This is a genomic window from Serratia sp. DD3 (assembly GCF_000496755.2).
The window spans coordinates 159,040-180,965 of the sequence record NZ_AYKS02000016.1 but is presented as its reverse complement, the minus strand read 5'-3'; the positions used below and the strand labels follow the sequence as shown (position 1 = coordinate 180,965).

Here is a 21,926-nt window from a genome sequence, read left to right as displayed (position 1 = left end):
GGTAGATATTCAAAAAAGAGGGATAAAGTAAATGGTAATCAGCCAAAAAACGCCAGTAAAAAAATGGACGTGGGCAGACTTGCAAAGCAGTTATCGATTTTGGGGATTAGTTTTTTATTTTGTTGCTTTTGGTTTTAGTCAGTACTTTTTCAGTACTGCTGGCTTGCTCTTTATCAAAGCCAATTCAGACTTGTCCATGACTGATATTGGCACGGTCCATGCAACCCAACAGGCTGGTTTATTCTTTGGCGCAATCCTTGCCTGGGTTGCCAGTCGGATCAAGAATTATTATATGCTTTACCTATTCAGTGGGTTAGTTTTATTGGGTTTTTCTTTGTTCAGTTCTAATCCTGGAAATGTTGAAGTCTTGGTTATAGCAGAATTTTTAATAGGCTTAGGCATCGGGGCGATGTTGCTTATTATTCCGGCCTTTATTGCTGGGGCGATTGGCAGTGTCGAAGCCTTTGTTCTCGCATTTGGTATGCTGGTAACGCTAAAGTTTGGGTTCAATATAGTTATGATGCCAATTTCTACCTATCTCTATACTGCTTCGTTACTTGAAGATCCAGTCGGCTTTTTTACCCTGGTCTCTACACCCATCATTGTAGGGACACTGCTTCTTTTACCCGTAAAATCCTGTTTGTTTTACGAGTCTCCACCGTTAAGAGAAACACCCCCTCAGCCAGCTAAGTATCGCTCCCCAGTAATAACGTTTTTCCTGTTCGTGGTGCCGTTTTATTATATTTTCTGGTTTGTGAAAATTCATGCGGAAATCAGGACCTTTACCCAATCACCGACGTTATTAACCCCTAAATGTGCTGGGTGGTCGATGTTTTTGCTACCCTTCTTTGTTGCTCCAATTATTGTCTCTAGGCTAAGTGATAATCAATGCACCATAATTGAAAGTAATGGGCAAGTGCCAAGGTATAAAACCTGGTTGGTTGTCCTGTTTGCTTTTCTGTTGTTACCACTCAGCGCGGCATTGATCCAAGCGCAGATGAATGAAATCAGCGGTAACTTGGGGCAAAAGGCGGCACAGTAATAAAATGGAAATAGGCCCAGATTTCTGGGCCTAAGAGACGTGCGGTATTTCGCGGGCCAAATACGTAGGGGATGACGCGCTTTCGGATACGATCATAGTAATAAAACAGCCAGCGCGGATTGCCTTTACTGCGGACATACGACCACAGCGCCTCGGCTTCACAGCATATAACGACTTCTGCCCTTGGCTCAACGTTTTGCGTTACCTGATGCGGTGCGAGCAGGTTTGTTGCCAGAATTACATAACGAGCACACCGAAGCCGCCCTGTTCTATTTTGCCGAACTGTATATCGCCCCTTTGAATTGGCTCAATTTCGCTGTGCCTATAATGAACACTATAACAACCTGATGATCGAGCATCAGCACGAAGTAGATGAATGATTTTGACGCCATTCACTCGGGTTAACACCGTAAACACGTCTGAATTCGCGGTTAAAATTTGACTTGGTGTTAAACCCTGCATCCAGCATAACTTCAGTCACTGTACTCTCACTGTGTACAAGCCGCTGTGCAGCATATTGAATTCGCATCTTATTAATAAATTGGGACACGTTCATTCCTGTCTGTTGGTTAATTGCCTGTGATATTTTACGTGCAGGCAACCCCACCTTACGGGCCAAGAGCGCTAAATTAAGGTCGGCATCCAGATACAGATGTTCATGCAGCAAGCGTTGGTTGATTTGGTTGAACCAGTTTTCATAAAGCGCCACATCATGGGGTGAAGCGCTAGATAATTGCATTTCGTGGCCCGCTTCTGTGCTTGATTGCCGCCAACTTATTGGCGACATCAACACGACGAGAATAAAAATGGTCACGTTACCAAAGGTAATCAGTTTCCCTACATGTACACCCGACATGAGGGCAAAATCCATGACAATAAGCGACTCGATAACACCGCTCATGATGAGTAAAATCGCCGCTCCAAACCACAGCGGATGGCTGGTGCCGCTTTCCTTTGTGGTAACTAACTGATTGTTTTTATTGTAAAGTCTAAAGCTACGAAGCACCGCGAAACCATACCCCAAGTAACTCACGATAATGATCCAATCCAATATCACTGGGATAACGTGTTGCGCGAACAAGACCAGAACAGATAAAACAAAAGTGTGCGAGGCAATTTTGCCTAATGAGCCTATTACACACTGCATGTAGGCGAAATAGCACAACAAGGGGATTAACACAGCACCTATAGGTTGCAATTTGCCCACCCATGCCATTTGGTAGCCAAAACGCATACCTATCAACGCACTTTGCCAAACGCAAACAATTAGCAATAACTGTAATACCCAACGCCCCTTGGTTGGCCACTCCATTCGCAGTAGTAGCCCAAAGCACAACAAGCTCAATAAAAATGATAGTGGGATTAGTAACACAAGTCCCTCATCCTTCCGGAAGTAAAAAAGGCGATTCTAGACGGTTAAAATTTTAATACCAGACTACCGACACACATTACCCAAAATGGACAAGGCGAACAGTTGGCTGTCCCACTCCCCCCAGTCACCTATTTGTATAAGTTGTTCAAATCAGTCGCTGACCGATTTGTCGCTCAGTAAACTCGACGTATTTAGGGTATGGAGGACAGCCATTAAAACCACAATACAGCGAATGTCATTACGCAGAAGTCACCTGACTTAGCTCCCAGAATGCCTGGTTCAGCCCGGTTCTATGGGCACATGCTCGCCCGCTGCATCTGGGAGCAAAATTTTGAAGACCTAAAACACGATCAAGGTCGCGTATGACGTTCTCCGTCCTCATCCTTGAGTTTTCTATTCAAATCAGGATGAACAGCGATGAAAATAGTTGCACTTTTATGGGTCTTTTTCTGCACAACAGCGATAGCATCGGATTGGCAAGTTGGCAGTAGGATACAGATTTTTCATAATGAAGAACGCCAACTGGTTTCGAGGATCTACTATCCAACCTCGTCTCATGAAAAACGACAGAAAATAAGCAATAATCCAGTATTTGTCAGTAGCGAGGCACAACTTAACGCCCCCCCTGCTGCAGGGCCTTTTCCTCTGGTGATATTAAGTCACGGCAGTGGCGGCAATAAAGAAAGTCTGTCTTGGTTAGCGTACGCGTTAGTACAACGCGGTATCATTGTTATCGCAACGGATCACCCTGGCAGCACTACTGGTAACTCCGTACCTGCGCAGTCGATTCGGTTATGGGAGCAGACACGCGATATTTCCGCGTTGCTTGACGATGTTCTCGTCGATCCTACCTGGCAGCCCCGGATCTCATCCCAAGCTATTGGGGTAATCGGTCATTCAAAAGGTGGGTACACTGCTATTGCACTACTGGGCGGGCGAGTATCTCTGAGAGACTTTTCCGCCGGATGCCAACAGCAACCTGACTCACCAAACTGTATTTTTTACAAAGGGGTCCATTTAGAGCAGGTTCCAGCAACAAAATTTGATGCAGATTATCGAGACAATCGGATCCAGTTCGCGGTTGCGCTTGATCCGGGTATGGTGCCCTATCTCCAGCCATCCAGCTTGAAAACGTTGAGTGCCCCGCTACTGATCGTTGCTGTGCAGCACTATATCCCTGGCAACCAAGGTGCCAACTTGCAAGGCAATATGTTGGCCGCTTACCAAGGCAAATACCCCATCATTGCAACACAACTCGCAGGAGCTAACCATTTCGACTTTTTACCTCTATGCAAACCTACAGCCACCGCACTCTTGGCAGAGGAGGGGGAAGCCTATATTTGTGGATCGCTGATGGCGCAACGTCAAAAAATCCATCACCAAACGATCAAACACATTCTGAAATTTATTGCCCCCTGGCTTAAGCACGCGCGTGCTTAAAGGTACAAGCCGTTATCGCGCCACTTAAAATGGGGTAAATATACCCATCAGACATCAATTTGCTTGGGTGTTGACTGCCATTAATCCTCAGGAGCATAGATAACGGTGTGACTGAGGTGATTGAGCGCGACTAACACCCAATCAACTTGAAGTATTAAGCGGTATAGGCCCAGATTTCTGGGCCTAAGAGACATGGTACTAGCTACGCTCAGGAATCGCTTTTAGCAGTTCGGTCAGCAGTATCCAGTATTGACCCACACTGGCGATATGCACCTGCTCATCTGGGGAGTGAGGCCCGGTAATGGTTGGCCCAATGGAGACCATATCCATATTCGGATAGGGCTTTTTGAACAGACCACATTCCAACCCAGCGTGGATCACCATAATATTTGGCGTCTTGTTGAACAGCTTCTGGTAGGTTTCACGAACCAGTTGCATCACCGGTGAATGGGCATCCGGTTGCCAGCCAGGGTAACTACCCTTGGCAACACCTTTGGCGTTAGCCAGTTGGCCCAGCGCAGCCAGCATCCCGACAACATAGTCTTTGCCGCTGTCGATCAAGGAACGCACCAAACAGATGATTTGGGCTTCTTGTTCGCTGGTTGTTACCACGCCAACGTTCAGCGATGTTTCTACCACGCCTTGCACTTCATCACTCATGCGAATCACACCGTTAGGTGTTGCATTTAACAGCGACACTAAACGGTTCTGGCAATCGGCGGTCAATGCTTGTAGCGAACTGTTAGCCGGTTCTAACATTACTGTGATGTTTTTCTCTTTGGCCGCCAGTTCGTTCTTCAGAATAGTCAGAAACTTTTGGCTTAAGGCTTTCAGCGCATCGGCTTGCTCGGCGGGCACGGCGACCACTGCAGCCGCTTCACGTGGAATGGCATTACGCAACGTCCCCCCATTGAGCTCCAACAGGCGCAGATTCAACTCTTGAGAATGAGCACACAGGAAACGTGCCAGCAGTTTATTGGCATTTCCCAGGCCAAGATGGATATCTCCACCGGAGTGGCCGCCCTTTAGCCCTTTGAGGATCAGTTTGAAGGTTTGGTAGCCAGCAGGCAGCGCTTCACGTTGCAGTGGCAGCGTAGTGATGAAATCAATACCCCCCGCGCAGCCCATGTAGATTTCGCCTTCTTCTTCTGAGTCGGTATTGATCAGAATATCGGCTTGCAACCAGTTGGGTTGTAAACCGAAAGCACCATCCATTCCGGCTTCTTCGGTCATGGTGAGTAACACTTCCAGTGGGCCGTGTTCAACACTGTCGTCAGCCAGAACCGCCAGCGCAGAAGCCATGCCAATACCGTTGTCGGCACCCAGCGTGGTACCACGTGCTTTAACCCATTCGCCATCGATATAAGGCTGTATTGGATCTTTGGCAAAGTCGTGAACGGTATCGTTATTTTTCTGTGGCACCATATCCAGGTGGGCTTGTAGCGCCACTGGTTTGCGGTTTTCCATACCTTTGGTTGCGGGTTTACGTAGCAGCAAGTTGCCAACCTGATCACGCTCGACATGCAGGTTCTTGGTTTTAGCCCAGTCCAGAATGTGCTGTGCCAGCGCTTCTTCATGATATGAAGGGTGTGGTATAGAACAGATTTTGGCGAAAATATCCCACAGCGGCTGTGGCGAAAGTTGAGACAATTCAGACACTATAAGTCTCCTGTAACAGCATTCTTATCAGCGAGTGAATGCCGTGCGGTTAGAGTGAGTGGTTATCTGTGCTTAGTGGCACGATGCTCAGAGAATATCACTTTATTCTGGCGTGTGCGCGTACCGCATTGAGCTGTTTTGCTCGCTGATCGTTCAAGCGTCACAGACCTTTACTAGCCTGACATGCCTATGAAGGCTCAATGACAGCAAAGGTTATCAGACGAAATACCGATGAATCCTTGCACTTCAACTGGTATTCGGCGCTGGTAGTCTCTATAATCTCGCGCAACCTTTTTTCTCCTAATTATTTAGTTAAGCCGCATCTTGCGGACCTGGACACCATTCTATGAGCGAAAAATACGTTGTTACTTGGGATATGTTGCAAATGCATGCGCGCAAATTAGCACACCGCTTGCTGCCTGCAGAGCAATGGAAAGGCATTATTGCCGTTAGCCGTGGTGGTTTAGTACCCGCTTCGTTGCTGGCGCGTGAGCTGAGTATCCGTCATGTTGATACCGTTTGTATTTCCAGCTATGACCATGACAACCAACGTGAAATGAAAGTGCTCAAACGTGCTGAAGGTGACGGTGAAGGTTTTATCGTGGTTGATGACTTGGTAGATACCGGTGGTACTGCCCAAGCGATCCGCGATATGTACCCAAAAGCTCATTTTGTCACCATCTTCGCCAAGCCTGCTGGTCGCCCATTGGTTGACGATTATATCGTTGATATCCCGCAGGATACCTGGATCGAACAGCCATGGGATATGGCGGTCACTTTCGTCCCACCGATTAGCAGCCGCTAAGCAAATTATCCTATTTAACATACCAACGCCTGGCTTAATCTATACCCTAGTTGCATCACGACGGGGATAGGGGGCTCTGGCGTTGGCTGATTGCGTTATTTTCTGTAAATCTCTGTATTTCACGGGTGGAACTTTGGTTTCTGTTGCCAGAGTTAGGTACACTATCCCTCTCTATTCCGGCTAGATAGACTCAAGTTTGTTCAAGTGGCAGGCAGTAATCACACAAAGCCAAACCATAGACTTCGTAAAGCCACTGATAGCCCGATACTTGAATAACACTGGATATCAAGCCTTGGTACAAGATTTTGAAGATGGTGATGACTATGGCACAAGCCAACCTTTCTGAAGTGCTGTTCAAACCCTCATTTAAGCATGTCGAAACCTCAGTGCTGGTCACTCGTGCTCACCATGTTGTTGGCGCGGATATGCACTCTACCCTAGAGGGGGATACTGATTGCAACTGGTATCGTATGCTCAACCATCTATTGTGGACGTGGCGCGGCATTGACCCACTGGAAGTGAGTGAAGTGTTAGCGCGTATTGCGGCTTCTAACGCCGAGCATAGCGATGATCATCTGCTTGATACGGTGGTAGGTTACCGTAACGGTAACTGGATCTACGAGTGGGTACGCCAAGGGATGCAATGGCAGCAACGGGCGCAGGAGCAGACAGATCCGCTGGTGGGGGGGGAGTATTGGTTGAAGGCGACCAATTTATACAGCCTGGCAGGTTATCCGCATCTGAAAGGGGATGAATTGGCGGAACAGGCAGAGGTACTCGCTAATCGTGCTTATGAAGAGGCCGCACTGCTGTTGCCGTATCAGTTAAAATCGCTGGAGTTCGCCATTGAAGGGGGGGGCTCTATCTCCGGTTTCCTGCATATGCCGGATAGCGGCCAGGCACCTTTCCCAACGGTTTTGATATGCGGCAGCCTGGATACACTGCAAACCGACTATCACCGTTTGTTCCGTGATTATCTTGCCCATAATGGTATTGCGATGCTGACTATCGACATGCCTTCTATTGGCTCATCCTATAAATGGAAACTGACCCAGGACTCCAGTTTCCTGCATCAGCAAGTATTACAGCAATTGCCATCCATACCTTGGATAGATCATACGCGTGTGTGCGCATTTGGTTTCCGCTTTGGTGCCAACGTGGCGGTGCGGTTGGCTTATCTGGAATCACAGCGCTTACGTGCTGTCGCCTGTGTCGGCCCAATGGTGCATAACGTATTGTGCCAAGTGCAATGCCAGGATCATGTGCCTGATATGTACATGGATGTATTGGCCAGCCGAATGGGGATGTCCAATGCTTCTGATGTGGCATTGAAAATGGAACTCAATCGCTATTCCCTGAAAATTCAGGGTTTACTGGGCCGCCGTTGCCCAACGCCGATGCTCTCTGCTTATTGGGACGGGGATCCCCTCAGCCCGAAAGAAGAATCGCAATTAATTGTCTCTTCTTCTTTAAAAGGTAAGTTAATCCGCATCCCGCGTTCTCCGGCTTATGAGAGCTTTCATAAATCATTGCTGCGCATTTGTGATTGGTTGAAAGATAAAATGAACTAATGGCTTGCTAATTTACAATAGTTTGTTAAAAAGGGTGGCCATACCCAAATGTATTCCAATTGTCGCCAATATCCCCCGCACCCTGAATCAGGGTGGGGGATATATTGAGGAGGTTAAAGAATGACATTACCAAGTGGCCATCCTAAAAGCCGGCTAATGAAACGCTTCGCCAGTCTGGGGCCCTATTTGCGAGAAGAACAGTGCGAGAATGACTGTTTTTTCTTTGATTGCTTAGCGGTTTGCACCAATGTTAAACCCGCGCCGGAAAACCGTGAATTTTGGGGCTGGTGGGTTGAGCTGCAAGCAGAGGGATGCCGTTTTATCTATAACTATCACATCGGTTTATTTGATAAAGCAGGTGATTGGCAAGCGGAGAAAATTAAAGATACTGAAGTTAGCGAAAAACTGGAAACCACGCTACGCGACTTCCATCGTCGTTTGGGGGAATTGTTGACCAGTATGGAGTTGCTCTTGGTTCCTGCTGATGATGGTAACGAGCAACCCATCTAACATTCGGCTTAACCTGTTCTAGTGTTATGTATAAGCGTATTCCATTTGCCGCCAAGCTGGCGACAAATGGAATAGTGCTGAGGAATGGTGCTGAGGATATTTACGCTGAAATTGCGTTATGCCTGTTGGCATAACGCCCATCTCCTGCTACAACGTCTTTTGCGTTTCCTTCTTACTCCAATGGCAGAAATATTATGAATAGCAGCCAGACATTGGTTGTGAAATTGGGTACTAGCGTACTGACGGGTGGTTCACTGCGCCTTAATCGTGCTCATATTGTTGAACTGGTGCGCCAATGCGCGCAGCAACATGCTGCTGGGCACCGGATTGTTATTGTGACTTCTGGGGCCATTGCCGCAGGGCGCGAACACTTGGGCTACCCAGAACTACCGGCAACCATTGCCTCCAAACAGTTGTTGGCCGCAGTAGGGCAGAGCCGCCTGATTCAGTTATGGGAACAACTGTTCTCTATCTATGGCATCCATATCGGCCAGATGTTACTGACGCGTGCTGATTTAGAAGATCGTGAACGGTTCCTCAATGCCCGTGACACCATGAGCGCATTGCTCGATAACCGCATTGTGCCGGTCATTAACGAAAACGACGCAGTAGCGACGGCGGAAATCAAGGTGGGTGATAACGATAATCTGTCGGCTTTGGCTGCCATTCTGGCTGGTGCCGATAAGTTGTTACTGCTGACCGATCAGCAAGGCTTGTACACCGCCGATCCGCGTAATAACCCGTCGGCGGAACTGATCCGTGAAGTACATGGCATTGATGATGCATTACGTGCCATCGCCGGTGACAGTGTTTCCGGGTTGGGAACAGGGGGCATGGGCACCAAGTTACAAGCGGCAGATGTTGCATGTCGTGCCGGTATTGATGTGATCATTGCTGCAGGTAGCAAACCCGGTGTCGTGGCTGATGTGATAGCCGGCAACCCGGTAGGCACGCGCTTTCATGCCCTGCAAACCCCATTGGAGAACCGTAAACGCTGGATTTTTGGTGCCCCTCCTGCGGGTGAGGTCACTATTGATGATGGCGCAGCGGAAGCGATGATGGCCCGTGGTAGCTCATTACTGCCAAAGGGGATCTGTGAGGTTAAAGGTGACTTCTCACGTGGCGAGGTGATCCGTATTCGTAACCTGGCGGGGCGCGACCTGGCTCATGGGGTCAGCCGTTATAATAGTGATGCGATGCGCATGATCGCTGGGCATCATTCACAGCAAATCAACGAGATCTTGGGTTACGAATATGGCCCTGTGGCAGTCCATCGTGACGATATGATTGTTAGTTAAGAGGTGAACATGCTCGAGCAGATGGGTAAAGCAGCCAAACAGGCATCCTGGCAATTAGCAGCGCTGAGTACCGCGCAAAAAAACCAGGTGTTGGCAGTGATGGCCGACATGTTGGAAGCGAATAGTGCCGCTATCCTACAGGCAAATGAACAAGATATGGTGCAAGCGCGCGCTGCCGGGATGAGTGATGCTCTGCAGGATCGCCTGTTACTGACGCCAGCCCGTTTGACTGCCATCGCTGATGATGTGCGTCAAGTATGTCGCTTGAGTGATCCCGTTGGTCATATTTTGGATGGCAGCTTGTTGGATAGCGGCTTAAAACTGGAGCGCCGCCGTGTGCCACTGGGTGTTATCGGTGTCATTTATGAAGCCCGCCCTAACGTGACCATTGATGTAGCCAGCCTATGCCTGAAAACCGGTAACGCGGTGATTTTGCGTGGGGGGAAAGAGACCCACCATACCAACCAGGCTATGGTGAAAGTGATCCAGCTGGCCTTGGCAGAATGCCATTTGCCGCCAGCGGCAGTACAGGCGATTGAAAGCCCAGATCGTGAATGGGTGAATCAATTACTGCGTCTGGATCGCTATATCGATATGTTGATCCCACGGGGTGGCCCGGGGCTGCATAAATTGTGCCGCGAGCAATCGACCATTCCGGTTATCACCGGGGGGATTGGCGTGTGTCATATCTATGTGGATGACAACGTCGATTATGACAAAGCTTTGACCGTGATTGAAAATGCCAAAGCCCAGCGCCCCAGTGCTTGCAACTCACTAGAAACCTTACTGGTTAACCGCGCCATTGCTGCGAGCTTTTTGCCCGCGCTGAGCGCCCGTATGGCGACCGCAGGGGTAACATTGCACGCCAGTGATAATGCCATGCCGCTGTTACAGGCGGGGCCTGCGAAGGTCGTCCCCGTTGCGGCAGAAGATTACGACGACGAATGGCTTTCCTTGGATCTGAATGTCGCGCTGGTGGACGATATCGATCAGGCCATTGAGCATATCCGTATCCACGGCACCAACCATTCAGACGCAATTCTGACCCGTTCATTAAGTCATGCTGAATACTTTGTGCGAGCGGTTGATTCCGCTGCCGTTTACGTCAATGCCAGCACGCGCTTTACCGATGGTGGTCAGTTTGGTCTGGGGGCAGAAGTGGCGGTCAGCACCCAAAAACTGCATGCCCGTGGCCCGATGGGGCTAGATGCCTTAACCACTTACAAATGGATTGGTTACGGCGACGATTTAGTGCGTAGCTAGCTAATTGATAACCTATACCCAAAATACTTCGAGTTGCTTGTAGACAGCCAGCGATGGAATACCCAGGAGCATAGATAACTATGTGACTGGGGTGACAGACAAATCCGCCTGGAGCGGATTTGAACGCTTCTTGCAGCGGCCCCGATAGGGTCGAGCCTCATGGATGAGGCGAGTAACTACAGCTAACACCCAAGCAATTTGAAGTAGGAAGGGTATATCTTGGTGGTTAATTGTAGGTGCAATGGCGGTGTGTAATACAGAAGATGGTGAGTTAGCTATTGACTCATCATCTGCTTTTGCATAGTTTATTCAACGCATTCCGGCATACATTGGTGTGTCAGATTCAATGCCGATATAGCTCAGTTGGTAGAGCAGCGCATTCGTAATGCGAAGGTCGTAGGTTCGACTCCTATTATCGGCACCATTCACAGCGAGGTTTCACACGATCTTCGCCAATCCAGCAAATTCACTTTGTGCCATATTTGTGCCATTCCCCGCCAGGAATTAGTCAATTTGCATGGCATGTTGGGTTAAGTGATTTGGCGTAAGATGCGCATAGCGTTGTACCATTTCGATGTTTTCCCATCTTCCCATTTCCTGCAACGCACTTAAAAACGGCATGCTTTTAATGTTTCATATTAAATATTTATTTTTTGTTAATAGATTGATTTTTATTGTTTTAATTGGGAGGTGTTCAGGTGGTGTATAATATTGGTAATTTATAAATTACAGGTTTTTTTGCCTGCTTAATGGTTTTTTTTGTATCTCATGTTATCGACATCAAACCCGTCTTAATATAGAGAGCGGTTTACGCCTGTGACTGCTATAAACGGGTTGTTCTATAAACATATCGCGGTCGCCACCTTTGGTCGCTAAAAAAACGAACCCCGTTAAAATAAGGGGTTCGTCAACCGACTTAATCTACTTAAATTTAATCAACCCTGACCCTGTACAGGGTCTGTGCTGAACGTATATAAAGCGATTTTCCAATCGCCATCAATCTTACGCAAGATGAATAACTCTCGACTATGATCTTCCACTTTTTTACCTTTGACTACTGCAGTTTGACCTACTGGGTGATGAGTACGGACAAATGCCATATCACCGGAAACCTCAATGGCATCATAGATAAAATCAGCGGAGGTTTTAGTAACCTTAAAAAGACCGTCGTAATCTTTTTTAAGCTGTTCTGGTGTTGAAGCCGTTTGTGTATTTTCCCACTCGGCAACGCCATCTTTGGCGTACAGCTTCAGAATAGCCTGGGTATCCCCTTTATTCAGTGCATTCTGATACTGATTAATAACCTCATAGACCTGCAATTGCGCAGCATGCATGGCTGCATCACCGGTGTATGGTATGGTACTCGCCGGTGCCGCCAAGGCAGGTGACAGAGAAACGCCTGCCAATGTGCTAAATAGACTGAGTGCAATGGCATGTCTACGTAAAAAAGTGAAATGATATTTCATGATATCTCCTATATAGACAGCGAAAATATTTACTTAATAAAATATCTCGCTATTTTCATATTTATCTTTAAATTAACCTCTGACTTCAAAACATGCGCTTTGAATTGGAGGAAGTCTCCTGAAAACAGAATTTTTAGGGTTGCCCTTGCTCAATATCATTATTGAACATGAACAGAGCCAACTTCCAGGTACCATCGACCTTGCGGAGTACGAACGTTTCACGACTGCTGACTTTTACTTTTTTTCCTGTCTCCCGTATCGTCGCTGTTTGGCCTAGAGGGTGGTGCGTGCGGACATACGCCATATCACCGGAACTAGAAACCTGGATGACATCATAAACATAATCTGCTGAATTTTTGATTTGTTTGAAAAGGCCGTCATAAATCTTTGCTATTTGCTCAGGCGTGGAAGCTGTGAGGGTGTTGTCCCACTCCGCCACGCCATTCTTGGCAAAAAGCTTCACAATGGCTTGGGTATCACCCTGATTCAGTGCATTTTGGTACTGATGAACTGCGTCATAGACTTGCAATTGCTTGGCATGCGTGGCTGCATCACCGGTGAGCGGCAGACCCTCAGGTGGCGCCGCAGAAGCAGAGGCGAAAGGCCCTGCCAGCGTGCCAACCAAGGCTAATACGCTAGCGCTTATACGTAACGATCTGAAATTATGTTTCATAAAAAACCTCTATCTGATTAATAAAAACGCTTTATCTAGGGAGGACGATAATTTCCCGCGATATAACGTTGTTCCATAATTCGGTTTTTCTTGCACAAAAGAAGTACTCAAAGAAATTATTTTGCTATAAAGCAAGATTATCTCGATGTTTAACGGGGCTTACTCATACTTTGTTCAATAACGCCGCAAGCCCCAGTTAAATATTTTCCTTAATCAGTTTTAGATCATTACCGCGACCACTTTAAACTGCTTTTCGGCATATAACACCATACCGACAATCACACATTCATTAACCCTGACCTTGCACAGGGTCATTATTAAATGTGAACAGAACCAGCTTCCAGATGTCATCGATCTTGCGCAATATAAACACGCCACGACTACTGATTTTTACCTTTTCTCCCGTCGCCCGTACTGTCGCTATTTGACCAAGCGGGACGTGCGTGCGGACAAACGCCATATCACCGGAACTGGAAACCTCAATGGCATCATAAATAAATTCTGCCGAATTTTTCATTTTTTTGAAAAGGTCATTGTTAATCTTTGCTATTTGCTCGGGTGTGGAGGCGGTGAGCGTGTTGTTCCACTCCTCTACGCCATTTTTGGCAAAAAGTTTCACAATGGCTGGGGTATCGTTCTGGTTCAGCGCGTTTTGGTACTGATGAATGACATTATAGACTTGCAATTGCGCGGCATGCATGGACGCATCGCCGGTGAGTGGCAGATTCCCAAGTGGTGCCGCAGAAGCAGAAGCGAAAGGTCCTGCCAGCGTACCGACCAAGGCTAATACGCTAGCGCTTGTACGTAACGATGTGAAATAATCCTTCATAAAAGACCTCTATCTGAATAACAAAGTTATTTGGTTTGTTCAGAACTGAGCATTCGATCAAAAAAACATTCCTACGTTTTAGTTTGCCTTTATTTGAGTCTTATCTCTTTTTAGCTCTTGTCTTTAAATCCGATACTAACGTGAGAGCCATCACAGAAAGGTTTATTAGCGGAAGCACCGCAGCGGCAAAGCGCTAAACGATTACGTTGTTCGTAATCACCGGTTTCTGCTGAATCAAGAGCAACGTCTCCACGGACATAGAGGCCTGCGCTGACACCTTTTTCTGGATCTTCAACCACGCAAATCACCGCTTCGTATTCGTCTTCCACCAGATTGCTATCAACCAATGCAGTCAGACGCCCAGATGGACAGGCGCTGGCACCAATAATAGCCTCTGCTTTATTACTGGGGTTACTGGATTTTTCGGTCAGTGTCCAGACCTCAACACCATGTTTTCTGTGGCAAAAACGCCCAAAGGCACAGCGGTTATCATCCAGAAGCTCAAACCCATCGCCTTGCTCAACTTGTACCCGGTCAAGATAAGGCGCTTTGTTGGCGGTTTCTGTACCATCAAAATGGGCGGTACTATGTGAGCCGTCACAGAAGGGTTTATTCTTTGAGTGGCCACAGCGGCACAGGCTATAATTATCTTGCGTCTCGAAGGTTTTAACGGTGTTTTGCTGCATAACACCATCTTTACCAGGGGAATTGATCACTCCAACGAGTTTGGTTTTTCCCGTAATCAGGTAAGGACCATTTTTGGCGATGGTAATTTTATTCATAAGAGCTTTCCATTATTTTAAAAAATCACTTTCTAGCCGCAAGCCAGCCCCAAAAATAGAGCTGGCTTGTCAGTGGTTAATTAATTGCCGGTTGTAGTGACATGACCAATACGTAATGCATTGACCGTCCCAAGAATTTCCAGCTTGTTAATGTCCTTGCCATGGGCCATCACGCCACCATCTATTTCAATTTCTTGTACCGAGCCACCAGGCTTAACGCTGAGAGCAATGGCCGATAAGGTGACAACCACCCCTTTGACTAATGAGTCACCGGTACCCCCGAAGGTTTCGATGCCCCGGTGCACACACAGGCGGCCAATCGGTTTGCTGATCTGAATGCCGATGGCACCATCCGCATGGGTGGTGATACGATCGAACTCGGCGACATTCACGCAGCCGTCATAGACGTTAAACCCACGAGCGCCCTGACCGAAGGTTTCAATCGGGGCACGTACATACAGCTCATTCACATTGCCGAAATTGACAAAACCGATGCCGCTAGGGCCATATGAAGTCAGTTTGGCCTCTGCCTCCCAAAGGTCAACGCTGCCCCAATTATCCAGCACCATATCGTTGACACCGTAGGTCACTACTGGGCCTTTGTTGCGGACCACATCGACGAAAGCGTTATATACCGTGAAGACACCACCGGTAATCTGGTTTGGCGTCCCTGGCGCAATTTTGCCATCGCTGTAGACGGCTCGGGTTTCAAGGAGGGGGGCACTGAGTTTGCCCCCGTTTAAAGAACCACTGACAAAGATACCGCTGCCAAACACCGGTGCGTTGGCTCTACCGGCAGAAAGGCCAACCAGGTTTGCGGTGATCATAACGCTTTGGTCGCTCTGTGTGTTCCATAATGTGAATGCCCCTTGGGTCACATTAACCCCATAGCCATTGGGCTTTTCATTTAGCGCACGGGTATCCGCTGCAATCACATCCAACCCGTCGACCTCAACATGCCCAGCGCGGACTTTGTCCTGTGCAAGAATTTGCACTTGTCCAATAGTAGAAATTTGGCTCAGCTGCAGTCGGCCTAAGTTATCAAGCTGGGTATCGTTAAAAATAGCCCGTTTATCAACTGATGTTTCCAGATAAAGCCCTGTAACCTGGTTGTCGCAAGTCAGTTGCAGGCCATCGACGCCTTGGGCAAACAACAGCTTTGCTTCTTCATTCTCACCACTCAGTATCTTGCCCGGGGCCAAGCGGATGGAGGGCAGCTTGGAAAGGGCACCACGTACAATGATGTGCTGGCAGGTATTGTCTTCAAGTACCGCTTGTAATGCTTCGACGGTGGATACGATTTTCGATGAAACAGTCATAGTATTTTTGTCCCGGTATTCGGTATTCGGTATTCGGTATTGTTTGTCTGTAATGATCTCAAACCATGAGATCGTTGTTTATTTTTTAGCTATTGCAGCGTTGTAGCTGGCCATTACATTGCTGTAGTCTGGAATATGGTTGGCAAACAATGTTCCTATGCCCTCAATATCATTTCGCCAGTCGCGATGTAATTCACAAGCAACGCCAAACCAAGACATCAGTTGTGCACCAGCTTGCGACATGCGATCCCATGCGGCATTGCGGGTGATTTCGTTGAAAGTACCGGAGGCGTCGGTGACCACAAACACGTCATATCCTGCTTCTATAGCGGATAATACCGGGAATGTTACACACACCTCGGTGACGATACCTGCAATAATCAGTTGTTTCTTACCTGTTGCTTTAACGGCATTAACGAAATCTTCATTATCCCAAGCATTAATATTACCGGGGCGGGCAATATAAGGGGCGTCAGGAAATAGTTTTTTAATCTCAGGGAACATTGGGCCATTCGGTCCCACCTCGAAACTGGTGGTAAGAATGCTGGGTAACTTGAAATACTTGGCCATATCAGCGAGAGCCAACACGTTATTTATAAACTTATCGGGTTCAATATCATGGACTAAAGACATCAATCCCGCCTGATGGTCAATAAATAGAACGGCGGCATCATTTTTATCAAGACGGATATAAGGTTTGCTCATTACATTCTCCTAAGGAATAAGTAACTGATTGATTATCTTTAACTCACCAAAATAAATTCATAACTACATTTTATTGAAGTAAATACTATTAAAATAAGTAAGGTTTTATTGGTAATCACACGCACATTTATGAGAACCGTACCGTACAATATTGCTAACATGGCGTTCCCGCCTTCAAGCAGCGTAAATGCGCTTAAACTAACTAGTGATAACCAGAGTCTCAGATATTCATCGGGTGGAATAGCATTTTTTATGTCATATTCCCGCACCAGTTTCCCCCATTACAGCTGTCCAGGGACAATAATCCCACTTTCCCTAGGTGTTCCCGTCGGAAATAATAAAGTGGGAGCAGCGTAATCAAGCATCAGGAAAGGGCGACTTTGTTTGCTACGAGTGAAGTATGAAAACAGTGTCCTTACCGGGAGAATAATCTCCAATCTAATGATGCTGAAACGTACTGTGAATACCCAAATCCTTTTTTGGTTAGCACTTGGTGACAGGTATGTCAGCCGACTGTTAAGAGAGTATAGATTCACACTTCATCCCTCGGTAGTATGGTAATCTGGTTATCACTTTTCTATTTTTAGAATGATGAACGATATTATGCAGGATTTGAATGACCTCTATTACTTTGTACAAATCGTGAAATATGGTGGTTTAGCGCCAGCTAGCCGGGCATTGGGTATCCCTATCTCTAAGCTAAGTCGCCGCCTTGCCATGCTGGAAGAGCGGTTGCAGGTTCGTCTGATTAAGCGTTCGACACGCCAATTCTTTGTGACGGAAATCGGCCAAACCTACTATGGGCATTGCTTGGTGATGTTGAGCGAAGCGGAAGCCGCACAACAATCTATTGAGGCGGTAAGGGCAGAGCCGTGTGGCAAGATTCGCATTACCTGCCCTGTGACGTTGGTTCAGGCTCATGTAGGCGTTATGCTGGCTGACTTTATGGCGCAGTACCCACTGCTGACAGTAGAATTGGAAGTAACCAGTCGGCAAGTGGATATGATCAGTGAAGGGGTGGACTTGTCTATCTACGTGCGCCCACCACCGCTGCAGGACAGTAATCTGGTTATGCGTATTTTAAGCGATTGTGGGCAATCGATGGTTGCCAGCCCAAAGTTGGTTCACCAGTATGGTGGGGTCCCCTTGTTACCCTGTGAACTTAATCGGCTACCCAGTCTCAGCCGGCCATCGCCACAAGCCAGTTGCTGGACACTTTACAACCAGGATGACATACAGGCTGTGGTGTACCATACCCCACGTTTTATCACTATGGACTGGATGGTACTAAGAGATGCGGCAATGGCCGGTGTAGGGATTGCGCAACTACCATTGATGGTCGTTAGCCAACAGCTTAAAGAAGGTTCACTCATCAAGTTGGTACCTGAATGGGCTCCTATTAGAGAGTTAATCCATGTTGTCTTCCCCACAAAACGTGGGTTATTACCTGCTGTCCGTCTGTTGATCGACTATTTGGCCCAGCGTTTCGCGGAACTGCATCTCGATTAAAGTGGCAACTATAATCATCCCTTAAATTAGGCCTATTCACATTTATAGACCTTCTGGCATACATCTTTTGCCAAAAAAGGAGAGTATTATGCGCAAAGCACGATTTACTGAGCATCAGATCATTGCCGTGCTGAAGTCTGTCGAGGCTGGAGGCTCGGTGAAATATGCATGTATCTCTGGATGATTTTCATGTTAGTCAATGTCTACCACTTCAACACTATGGCCATATAACGCTCTCATATCGTGAACAGGCTAGGTAATTATACGTAGCAAAACGAGTAGTCACCCGAGTGTTTTTTCACCATTTAGTGCCGTAACATAACCGTACCGTGATGAAATCACTTCACTAACAATAAGGATTTTATATGATCAAGCCTATTGCCCTAACATCCGCCTTATTCATTGGCTTGATAGCTCAAGCCTCTGCTGCAGGTCTGAATACGGAACATAACATCTCTCAGGCGCTGGCCACCGATTTGGCAAGCCGTACTCTCGCTGCTTGTCAGGCTGATGGCTACAACGTGTCGGTCACTGTTGTTGATCGCGCGGGTATCATCAAAACTGTATTACGTGCTGATAATGCCGGCCCGCATACAGTTAAAGCCAGCGAGCAAAAAGCCTTTACGGCACTATCGACTAAAACCCCAAGCGGGCAAGTGATGGAAAACAGCCAAAAGACACCAGCGGCAAATAACCTGAAAGATATTCCAGGGTTCTTGCTGTTAGGTGGTGGTGTGCCAGTGAAAGCAGGGGATGAAGTTGTTGGTGCGGTCGGTGTTGCTGGTGCGCCAGGCGGGCATTTGGACGCACTATGTGCGACAAAGGCACTGGAACAAATCAGCGCTCAGTTAAAAGCATAAGATTATAACGAAAACGCCCCACCCTCAGTGTCGAAAGGGGGCGTTTTTGTGATCGACTCCCGATGATCGACCAAGGCAATTTTCAGCGCCAAAAGAAGTTCAACAATCTATTTGTGGGCTATTTCACGCCACGCTCAGTGACCAACTTCATCCAGCCGTTACCGTTATTTTTCATAGACACATAATTGATGTATTTTTTATGTACATTATAATGTATTCAACAAAACACAAATTTAGGTGTTCTATGGAACGTATCCTCGCAGAAAAATCTATCAACATCACCGAGTTAAGAAAAAACCCGGCGAAATACTTCATTGACGAGCCTGTCGCTGTGCTGTCGAACAACCGTCCCGCTGGCTACATGGTCAGTGCCAAGGTGTTTGAAGCGCTAATTGATCTATTAGAAGAAAAACAGGGCAGGGTTCATACCGTAGCGCGTTTCAGGCCAACGGCTGAGCGTTTAAGTGATATTGCGGATAGTGGGAAGAAACTGCTGCAAAATGCCTCTGGCAAGGATTTAACTGAGTTCACGGAATGAGCATCAGAGTATTCAAGTCAGCACTAATTAGCCAACAATTAAGTCAGCACTAATTAGCCAACAATTAAGTCAGCAAGAGCTTGATGATTTGGTGGCAGATTTTCTTTGTTATAAAAAAGACGGTATGTTGCCCGATACATTGGGTCGTGATGCATTCTATGATGATGACCGCACCTTTACTCCAATCAGTAAACCACATCTTGCGGTAAGTGAATAACCTGGCAGCAGAGTTGACCAATAGCCATTAAACGATCATCATTACCCGTTGTCTGAGTGTTGTAACGCAATAGAGTCAAGTCTTTATGCGCTACAGGGGTTTGCTTAAAACGCATAAGAGTCGATATGAAGCGTTCACAAAGTTTCCAACTTTCCTTGCTACATCCACGCTATTGGCTGACTTGGTTTGGCCTTTTGGTGCTGTTTCTGCTGGTTCAACTCCCCTATCCGTTAATGCATAAACTCGGCATGTGGATGGGGCGCACATCAATGCGTTTTCTGAAGCGTCGAGTAACAATCACCCGTCGTAATCTGGAATTATGCTTTCCTGATATGGATAGCGCACAACGTGAACGGCAAATTATTGGTAACTTTGAATCTCTTGGTATGGGATTACTGGAAACCGGCATGGCCTGGTTCTGGCCAGATAAACGCGTTAAGCGCTGGTTCAGCGTTTCAGGTCTTGAACACTTGCATCAGGCGCAGCAGGGTGGTCGTGGTGCGCTGATGATTGGCGTACATTTTATGTCGCTCGAGCTTGGTGGCCGGGCGATGGGGTTATGTCAGCCGATGATGGCGATGTATCGCCCACACAATAACAAAGCCATGGAGTGGGCGCAGACCAAAGGCCGCTTGCGTTCCAACAAGTCGATGTTAGATCGTAAGGATCTGCGGGGCATGGTGCAATGCTTGAAAAGTGGTGAAGCAGTATGGTTTGCCCCTGATCAGGACTATGGCCCGCGCGGCAGTGTATTTGCCCCACTGTTTGCCGTGGAGCAGGCGGCCACCACCAATGGCACCTTTATGCTGGTGCGTATGGCTAAACCGGCACTGGTACCAGTTGTTTTGATTCGTCGCCCCAATGCCTTAGGTTATGACCTGCTTATTCAACCTGAACTGGAAGGCTACCCACTCACTGATGATGTGGCGGCGGCAACGTATATGAATAAAGTGGTAGAAAAGGAGATTATGCGCGCCCCAGAACAATATTTGTGGCTGCACCGCCGTTTCAAAACCCGCCCAGCAGGTTCACCTTCTCTCTATTAAATCATCGTTTGCTGGGCATGAGATGAGAGACAACATCATTGCCCATCATTCCAATGACCAGAGGGGCCAGCAGCGTCCCTTTGTCTACAGCCCCGACTTTAATTGCCCACCAGCACCACTTGAACGCCGCTTCTACGCAACCCTTCAAGGCTTTCTGGCGCAATCTCACTGTCGGTGATCACCATATGGATACGTTGGGTATCAATGATTTTATGCAGGCTGGAACGATTAAACTTGCTGGAGTCGGTGACGACGATGATACGTTCTGCCACTTCGCACATACGACGATTGATACGCGCTTCATCTTCGTTGTGAGTGCTCACTCCACGTTCCAGATCGATGGCATCAACCCCTAAAAATAACATATCGAAATGGTAGTTCTGTAAAGACTGGTCGGCCTGTTCGCCATAAAATGACTGGGATTGACGGCGCAAATGCCCCCCCGTCATTAACAGCTCAACCCCCTTGGCTTCCAACAACGCATTGGCAACGTTCATGCCATTGGTCATGACGATCACTTCTTGATGCTGGCGCATAAGGCGAGCGATCTCATAGGTGGTGGTGCCTGAGTCGAGTATCACGCGGTGACCCGGTTTAATCAGGTCTGCGGCGACACGGGCGATACTCCGTTTCAGTGAAGTATTCAGGGTGCTTTTATCCTCTACTGAAGGCTCTGATGCCGGATTCAATGGTTCACATACCAGAGCACCACCATAGGCACGTACTGCGATCCCCTGTTTTTCCAGAAAGGCCAGGTCGTTACGGATCGTCACTGTGGAAACAGAGAAATAAGCTGATAAATCATTAACCTGAACGCTACCTTGTTGGCGTAAACGTTGAATGATCTGCTCGCGCCTTTCACTGGTACCAATGATGCGTTTATCTGGGATAGGTTCGCTGTTGTTCATCTTCATAAAGTCCTTTTTTTCATTTCTCTTCATTTCGTTTCTCTATTAATACCTTTCTTTTAGTGGAAAGCAAGCCAAGCAGAAGCAGATACTTTCAACTTCTTTACTTTTTAT

At 47.4% G+C, this 21,926-nt stretch carries 20 protein-coding genes, 1 tRNA gene and 3 pseudogenes; 13 read left to right on the top strand and 11 right to left on the bottom strand.

Annotated features, from left to right (window positions below; genetic code table 11):
* The first annotated feature begins 31 nt into the window (after positions 1 to 31).
* Entirely contained in the window at positions 32 to 1,042 is a 1,011-nt protein-coding gene (locus IO95_RS02665) for an MFS transporter (protein ID WP_023490778.1), read from the top strand.
* Positions 1,043 to 1,076: 34 nt separating this feature from the next.
* Here the strand turns inward: IO95_RS02665 and IO95_RS23810 are convergent.
* Positions 1,077 to 1,256 (bottom strand): annotated as a pseudogene (locus IO95_RS23810) (IS1 family transposase); the annotation flags it as partial.
* On the opposite strand from IO95_RS23810, the pseudogene IO95_RS25925 reads away from it, so the two are divergent.
* Positions 1,256 to 1,422 (top strand): annotated as a pseudogene (locus tag IO95_RS25925) (DUF1198 family protein); the annotation flags it as partial. The pseudogenes IO95_RS23810 and IO95_RS25925 overlap by 1 nt on opposite strands.
* Here IO95_RS25925 and IO95_RS02660 read toward each other — a convergent pair.
* The gene (locus IO95_RS02660) at positions 1,401 to 2,276 is read right to left on the bottom strand and encodes an AraC family transcriptional regulator (RefSeq protein ID WP_160165603.1); all 876 of its coding nucleotides are present in this window, start codon (positions 2,274 to 2,276) and stop codon (positions 1,401 to 1,403) included. The pseudogene IO95_RS25925 and the gene IO95_RS02660 sit on opposite strands and share 22 nt — an antisense overlap.
* A gap of 555 nt (positions 2,277 to 2,831) precedes the next feature.
* Here IO95_RS02660 and IO95_RS02655 point away from each other — a divergent pair.
* On the top strand, positions 2,832 to 3,854 hold the full coding sequence (locus IO95_RS02655; RefSeq protein ID WP_023490776.1) for a serine aminopeptidase domain-containing protein: 1,023 nt from the start codon (positions 2,832 to 2,834) through the stop codon (positions 3,852 to 3,854).
* A 198-nt stretch (positions 3,855 to 4,052) separates the two neighbouring features.
* Here IO95_RS02655 and pepD read toward each other — a convergent pair whose 3' ends face one another.
* The gene (gene pepD / locus IO95_RS02650) at positions 4,053 to 5,513 is read right to left on the bottom strand and encodes a beta-Ala-His dipeptidase (RefSeq protein ID WP_023490775.1); all 1,461 of its coding nucleotides are present in this window, start codon (positions 5,511 to 5,513) and stop codon (positions 4,053 to 4,055) included.
* Positions 5,514 to 5,859: 346 nt separating this feature from the next.
* On the opposite strand from pepD, the gene gpt reads away from it, so the two are divergent.
* The 6 genes from gpt to IO95_RS02620 all read left to right on the top strand — a co-directional run bounded on the left by gpt (position 5,860) and on the right by IO95_RS02620 (position 11,384).
* Positions 5,860 to 6,318, top strand: coding sequence for a xanthine phosphoribosyltransferase (gene gpt, locus IO95_RS02645; RefSeq protein ID WP_023490774.1), 459 nt, complete (start codon positions 5,860 to 5,862; stop codon positions 6,316 to 6,318).
* 323 nt (positions 6,319 to 6,641) lie between these two features.
* The gene (gene frsA / locus IO95_RS02640; RefSeq protein WP_037383693.1) at positions 6,642 to 7,889 is read left to right on the top strand and encodes an esterase FrsA; all 1,248 of its coding nucleotides are present in this window, start codon (positions 6,642 to 6,644) and stop codon (positions 7,887 to 7,889) included.
* Positions 7,890 to 8,009: 120 nt separating this feature from the next.
* Entirely contained in the window at positions 8,010 to 8,399 is a 390-nt protein-coding gene (crl, locus tag IO95_RS02635; RefSeq protein WP_023490772.1) for a sigma factor-binding protein Crl, read from the top strand.
* Positions 8,400 to 8,593: 194 nt separating this feature from the next.
* Positions 8,594 to 9,697, top strand: coding sequence for a glutamate 5-kinase (proB, locus tag IO95_RS02630; protein WP_023490771.1), 1,104 nt, complete (start codon positions 8,594 to 8,596; stop codon positions 9,695 to 9,697).
* Positions 9,698 to 9,706: 9 nt separating this feature from the next.
* Complete coding sequence (proA, locus tag IO95_RS02625; RefSeq protein WP_023490770.1) at positions 9,707 to 10,960, top strand: glutamate-5-semialdehyde dehydrogenase; 1,254 nt, start codon at positions 9,707 to 9,709, stop codon at positions 10,958 to 10,960.
* Between the two features lie 348 nt (positions 10,961 to 11,308).
* Positions 11,309 to 11,384, top strand: a tRNA-Thr gene (locus tag IO95_RS02620).
* Between the two features lie 14 nt (positions 11,385 to 11,398).
* On the opposite strand, the pseudogene IO95_RS26375 reads toward IO95_RS02620, so the two are convergent.
* The 7 genes and pseudogenes from IO95_RS26375 to ycaC form a co-directional block, all read right to left on the bottom strand.
* Positions 11,399 to 11,572: pseudogene (locus tag IO95_RS26375) on the bottom strand (integrase); the annotation flags it as partial.
* A gap of 323 nt (positions 11,573 to 11,895) precedes the next feature.
* Positions 11,896 to 12,426 carry a DUF4440 domain-containing protein gene (locus IO95_RS02615; protein WP_037383651.1) on the bottom strand — a complete coding sequence of 177 codons (531 nt, stop codon included), beginning with the start codon at positions 12,424 to 12,426 and terminating at the stop codon, positions 11,896 to 11,898.
* 133 nt (positions 12,427 to 12,559) lie between these two features.
* Positions 12,560 to 13,099: an SgcJ/EcaC family oxidoreductase gene (locus tag IO95_RS02610; RefSeq protein WP_023492811.1), complete on the bottom strand. Its 540-nt coding sequence runs from the start codon at positions 13,097 to 13,099 to the stop codon at positions 12,560 to 12,562.
* A 289-nt stretch (positions 13,100 to 13,388) separates the two neighbouring features.
* A complete protein-coding gene (locus tag IO95_RS02605) occupies positions 13,389 to 13,928 on the bottom strand; it encodes a DUF4440 domain-containing protein (RefSeq protein WP_023492810.1) in 540 nt (179 codons plus the stop codon).
* Positions 13,929 to 14,038: 110 nt separating this feature from the next.
* Positions 14,039 to 14,710 (bottom strand): CDGSH iron-sulfur domain-containing protein, encoded by a 672-nt coding sequence (locus tag IO95_RS02600; protein WP_023492809.1) that lies wholly within the window; start codon positions 14,708 to 14,710, stop codon positions 14,039 to 14,041.
* 80 nt (positions 14,711 to 14,790) lie between these two features.
* Positions 14,791 to 16,029 (bottom strand): hypothetical protein, encoded by a 1,239-nt coding sequence (locus IO95_RS02595; RefSeq protein WP_023492808.1) that lies wholly within the window; start codon positions 16,027 to 16,029, stop codon positions 14,791 to 14,793.
* Positions 16,030 to 16,107: 78 nt separating this feature from the next.
* Positions 16,108 to 16,734: an isochorismate family cysteine hydrolase YcaC gene (gene ycaC / locus IO95_RS02590; protein ID WP_023492767.1), complete on the bottom strand. Its 627-nt coding sequence runs from the start codon at positions 16,732 to 16,734 to the stop codon at positions 16,108 to 16,110.
* Positions 16,735 to 17,337: 603 nt separating this feature from the next.
* Between ycaC and IO95_RS02585 the strand changes: the two genes are divergently transcribed.
* The 4 genes from IO95_RS02585 to lpxP all read left to right on the top strand — a co-directional run bounded on the left by IO95_RS02585 (position 17,338) and on the right by lpxP (position 20,904).
* Positions 17,338 to 18,243, top strand: a complete 906-nt coding sequence (locus tag IO95_RS02585) for a LysR substrate-binding domain-containing protein (RefSeq protein WP_037383688.1) — start codon at positions 17,338 to 17,340, stop codon at positions 18,241 to 18,243.
* Positions 18,244 to 18,608: 365 nt separating this feature from the next.
* Complete coding sequence (locus IO95_RS02575) at positions 18,609 to 19,103, top strand: heme-binding protein (RefSeq protein WP_023490987.1); 495 nt, start codon at positions 18,609 to 18,611, stop codon at positions 19,101 to 19,103.
* Between the two features lie 244 nt (positions 19,104 to 19,347).
* Complete coding sequence (yafN, locus tag IO95_RS02570) at positions 19,348 to 19,641, top strand: type I toxin-antitoxin system antitoxin YafN (protein ID WP_023490988.1); 294 nt, start codon at positions 19,348 to 19,350, stop codon at positions 19,639 to 19,641.
* Between the two features lie 342 nt (positions 19,642 to 19,983).
* On the top strand, positions 19,984 to 20,904 hold the full coding sequence (gene lpxP / locus IO95_RS02560) for a kdo(2)-lipid IV(A) palmitoleoyltransferase (RefSeq protein ID WP_023490990.1): 921 nt from the start codon (positions 19,984 to 19,986) through the stop codon (positions 20,902 to 20,904).
* A 98-nt stretch (positions 20,905 to 21,002) separates the two neighbouring features.
* Here the strand turns inward: lpxP and IO95_RS02555 are convergent, their stop codons facing one another.
* Positions 21,003 to 21,812: a DeoR family transcriptional regulator gene (locus IO95_RS02555; protein WP_023490991.1), complete on the bottom strand. Its 810-nt coding sequence runs from the start codon at positions 21,810 to 21,812 to the stop codon at positions 21,003 to 21,005.
* Positions 21,813 to 21,926 lie beyond the last annotated feature (114 nt).

What these genes read in the sequence shown, in the direction of transcription:
- yafN (WP_023490988.1), top strand. Translation starts at nt 19,348, where the DNA reads ATGGAACGTATCCTCGCAGAAAAATCTATCAACATCACCGAGTTAAGA.
- IO95_RS02575 (WP_023490987.1), top strand. Translation starts at nt 18,609, where the DNA reads ATGATCAAGCCTATTGCCCTAACATCCGCCTTATTCATTGGCTTGATA.
- IO95_RS02555 (WP_023490991.1), bottom strand. Translation starts at nt 21,812, where the DNA reads ATGAACAACAGCGAACCTATCCCAGATAAACGCATCATTGGTACCAGT.
- crl (WP_023490772.1), top strand. Translation starts at nt 8,010, where the DNA reads ATGACATTACCAAGTGGCCATCCTAAAAGCCGGCTAATGAAACGCTTC.
- IO95_RS02600 (WP_023492809.1), bottom strand. Translation starts at nt 14,710, where the DNA reads ATGAATAAAATTACCATCGCCAAAAATGGTCCTTACCTGATTACGGGA.
- lpxP (WP_023490990.1), top strand. Translation starts at nt 19,984, where the DNA reads ATGAAGCGTTCACAAAGTTTCCAACTTTCCTTGCTACATCCACGCTAT.
- IO95_RS02615 (WP_037383651.1), bottom strand. Translation starts at nt 12,426, where the DNA reads ATGAAATATCATTTCACTTTTTTACGTAGACATGCCATTGCACTCAGT.
- gpt (WP_023490774.1), top strand. Translation starts at nt 5,860, where the DNA reads ATGAGCGAAAAATACGTTGTTACTTGGGATATGTTGCAAATGCATGCG.
- IO95_RS02585 (WP_037383688.1), top strand. Translation starts at nt 17,338, where the DNA reads ATGCAGGATTTGAATGACCTCTATTACTTTGTACAAATCGTGAAATAT.
- IO95_RS02605 (WP_023492810.1), bottom strand. Translation starts at nt 13,928, where the DNA reads ATGAAGGATTATTTCACATCGTTACGTACAAGCGCTAGCGTATTAGCC.
- ycaC (WP_023492767.1), bottom strand. Translation starts at nt 16,734, where the DNA reads ATGAGCAAACCTTATATCCGTCTTGATAAAAATGATGCCGCCGTTCTA.
- proB (WP_023490771.1), top strand. Translation starts at nt 8,594, where the DNA reads ATGAATAGCAGCCAGACATTGGTTGTGAAATTGGGTACTAGCGTACTG.
- frsA (WP_037383693.1), top strand. Translation starts at nt 6,642, where the DNA reads ATGGCACAAGCCAACCTTTCTGAAGTGCTGTTCAAACCCTCATTTAAG.
- proA (WP_023490770.1), top strand. Translation starts at nt 9,707, where the DNA reads ATGCTCGAGCAGATGGGTAAAGCAGCCAAACAGGCATCCTGGCAATTA.
- IO95_RS02610 (WP_023492811.1), bottom strand. Translation starts at nt 13,099, where the DNA reads ATGAAACATAATTTCAGATCGTTACGTATAAGCGCTAGCGTATTAGCC.
- IO95_RS02595 (WP_023492808.1), bottom strand. Translation starts at nt 16,029, where the DNA reads ATGACTGTTTCATCGAAAATCGTATCCACCGTCGAAGCATTACAAGCG.
- IO95_RS02665 (WP_023490778.1), top strand. Translation starts at nt 32, where the DNA reads ATGGTAATCAGCCAAAAAACGCCAGTAAAAAAATGGACGTGGGCAGAC.
- IO95_RS02660 (WP_160165603.1), bottom strand. Translation starts at nt 2,276, where the DNA reads ATGCGTTTTGGCTACCAAATGGCATGGGTGGGCAAATTGCAACCTATA.
- IO95_RS02655 (WP_023490776.1), top strand. Translation starts at nt 2,832, where the DNA reads ATGAAAATAGTTGCACTTTTATGGGTCTTTTTCTGCACAACAGCGATA.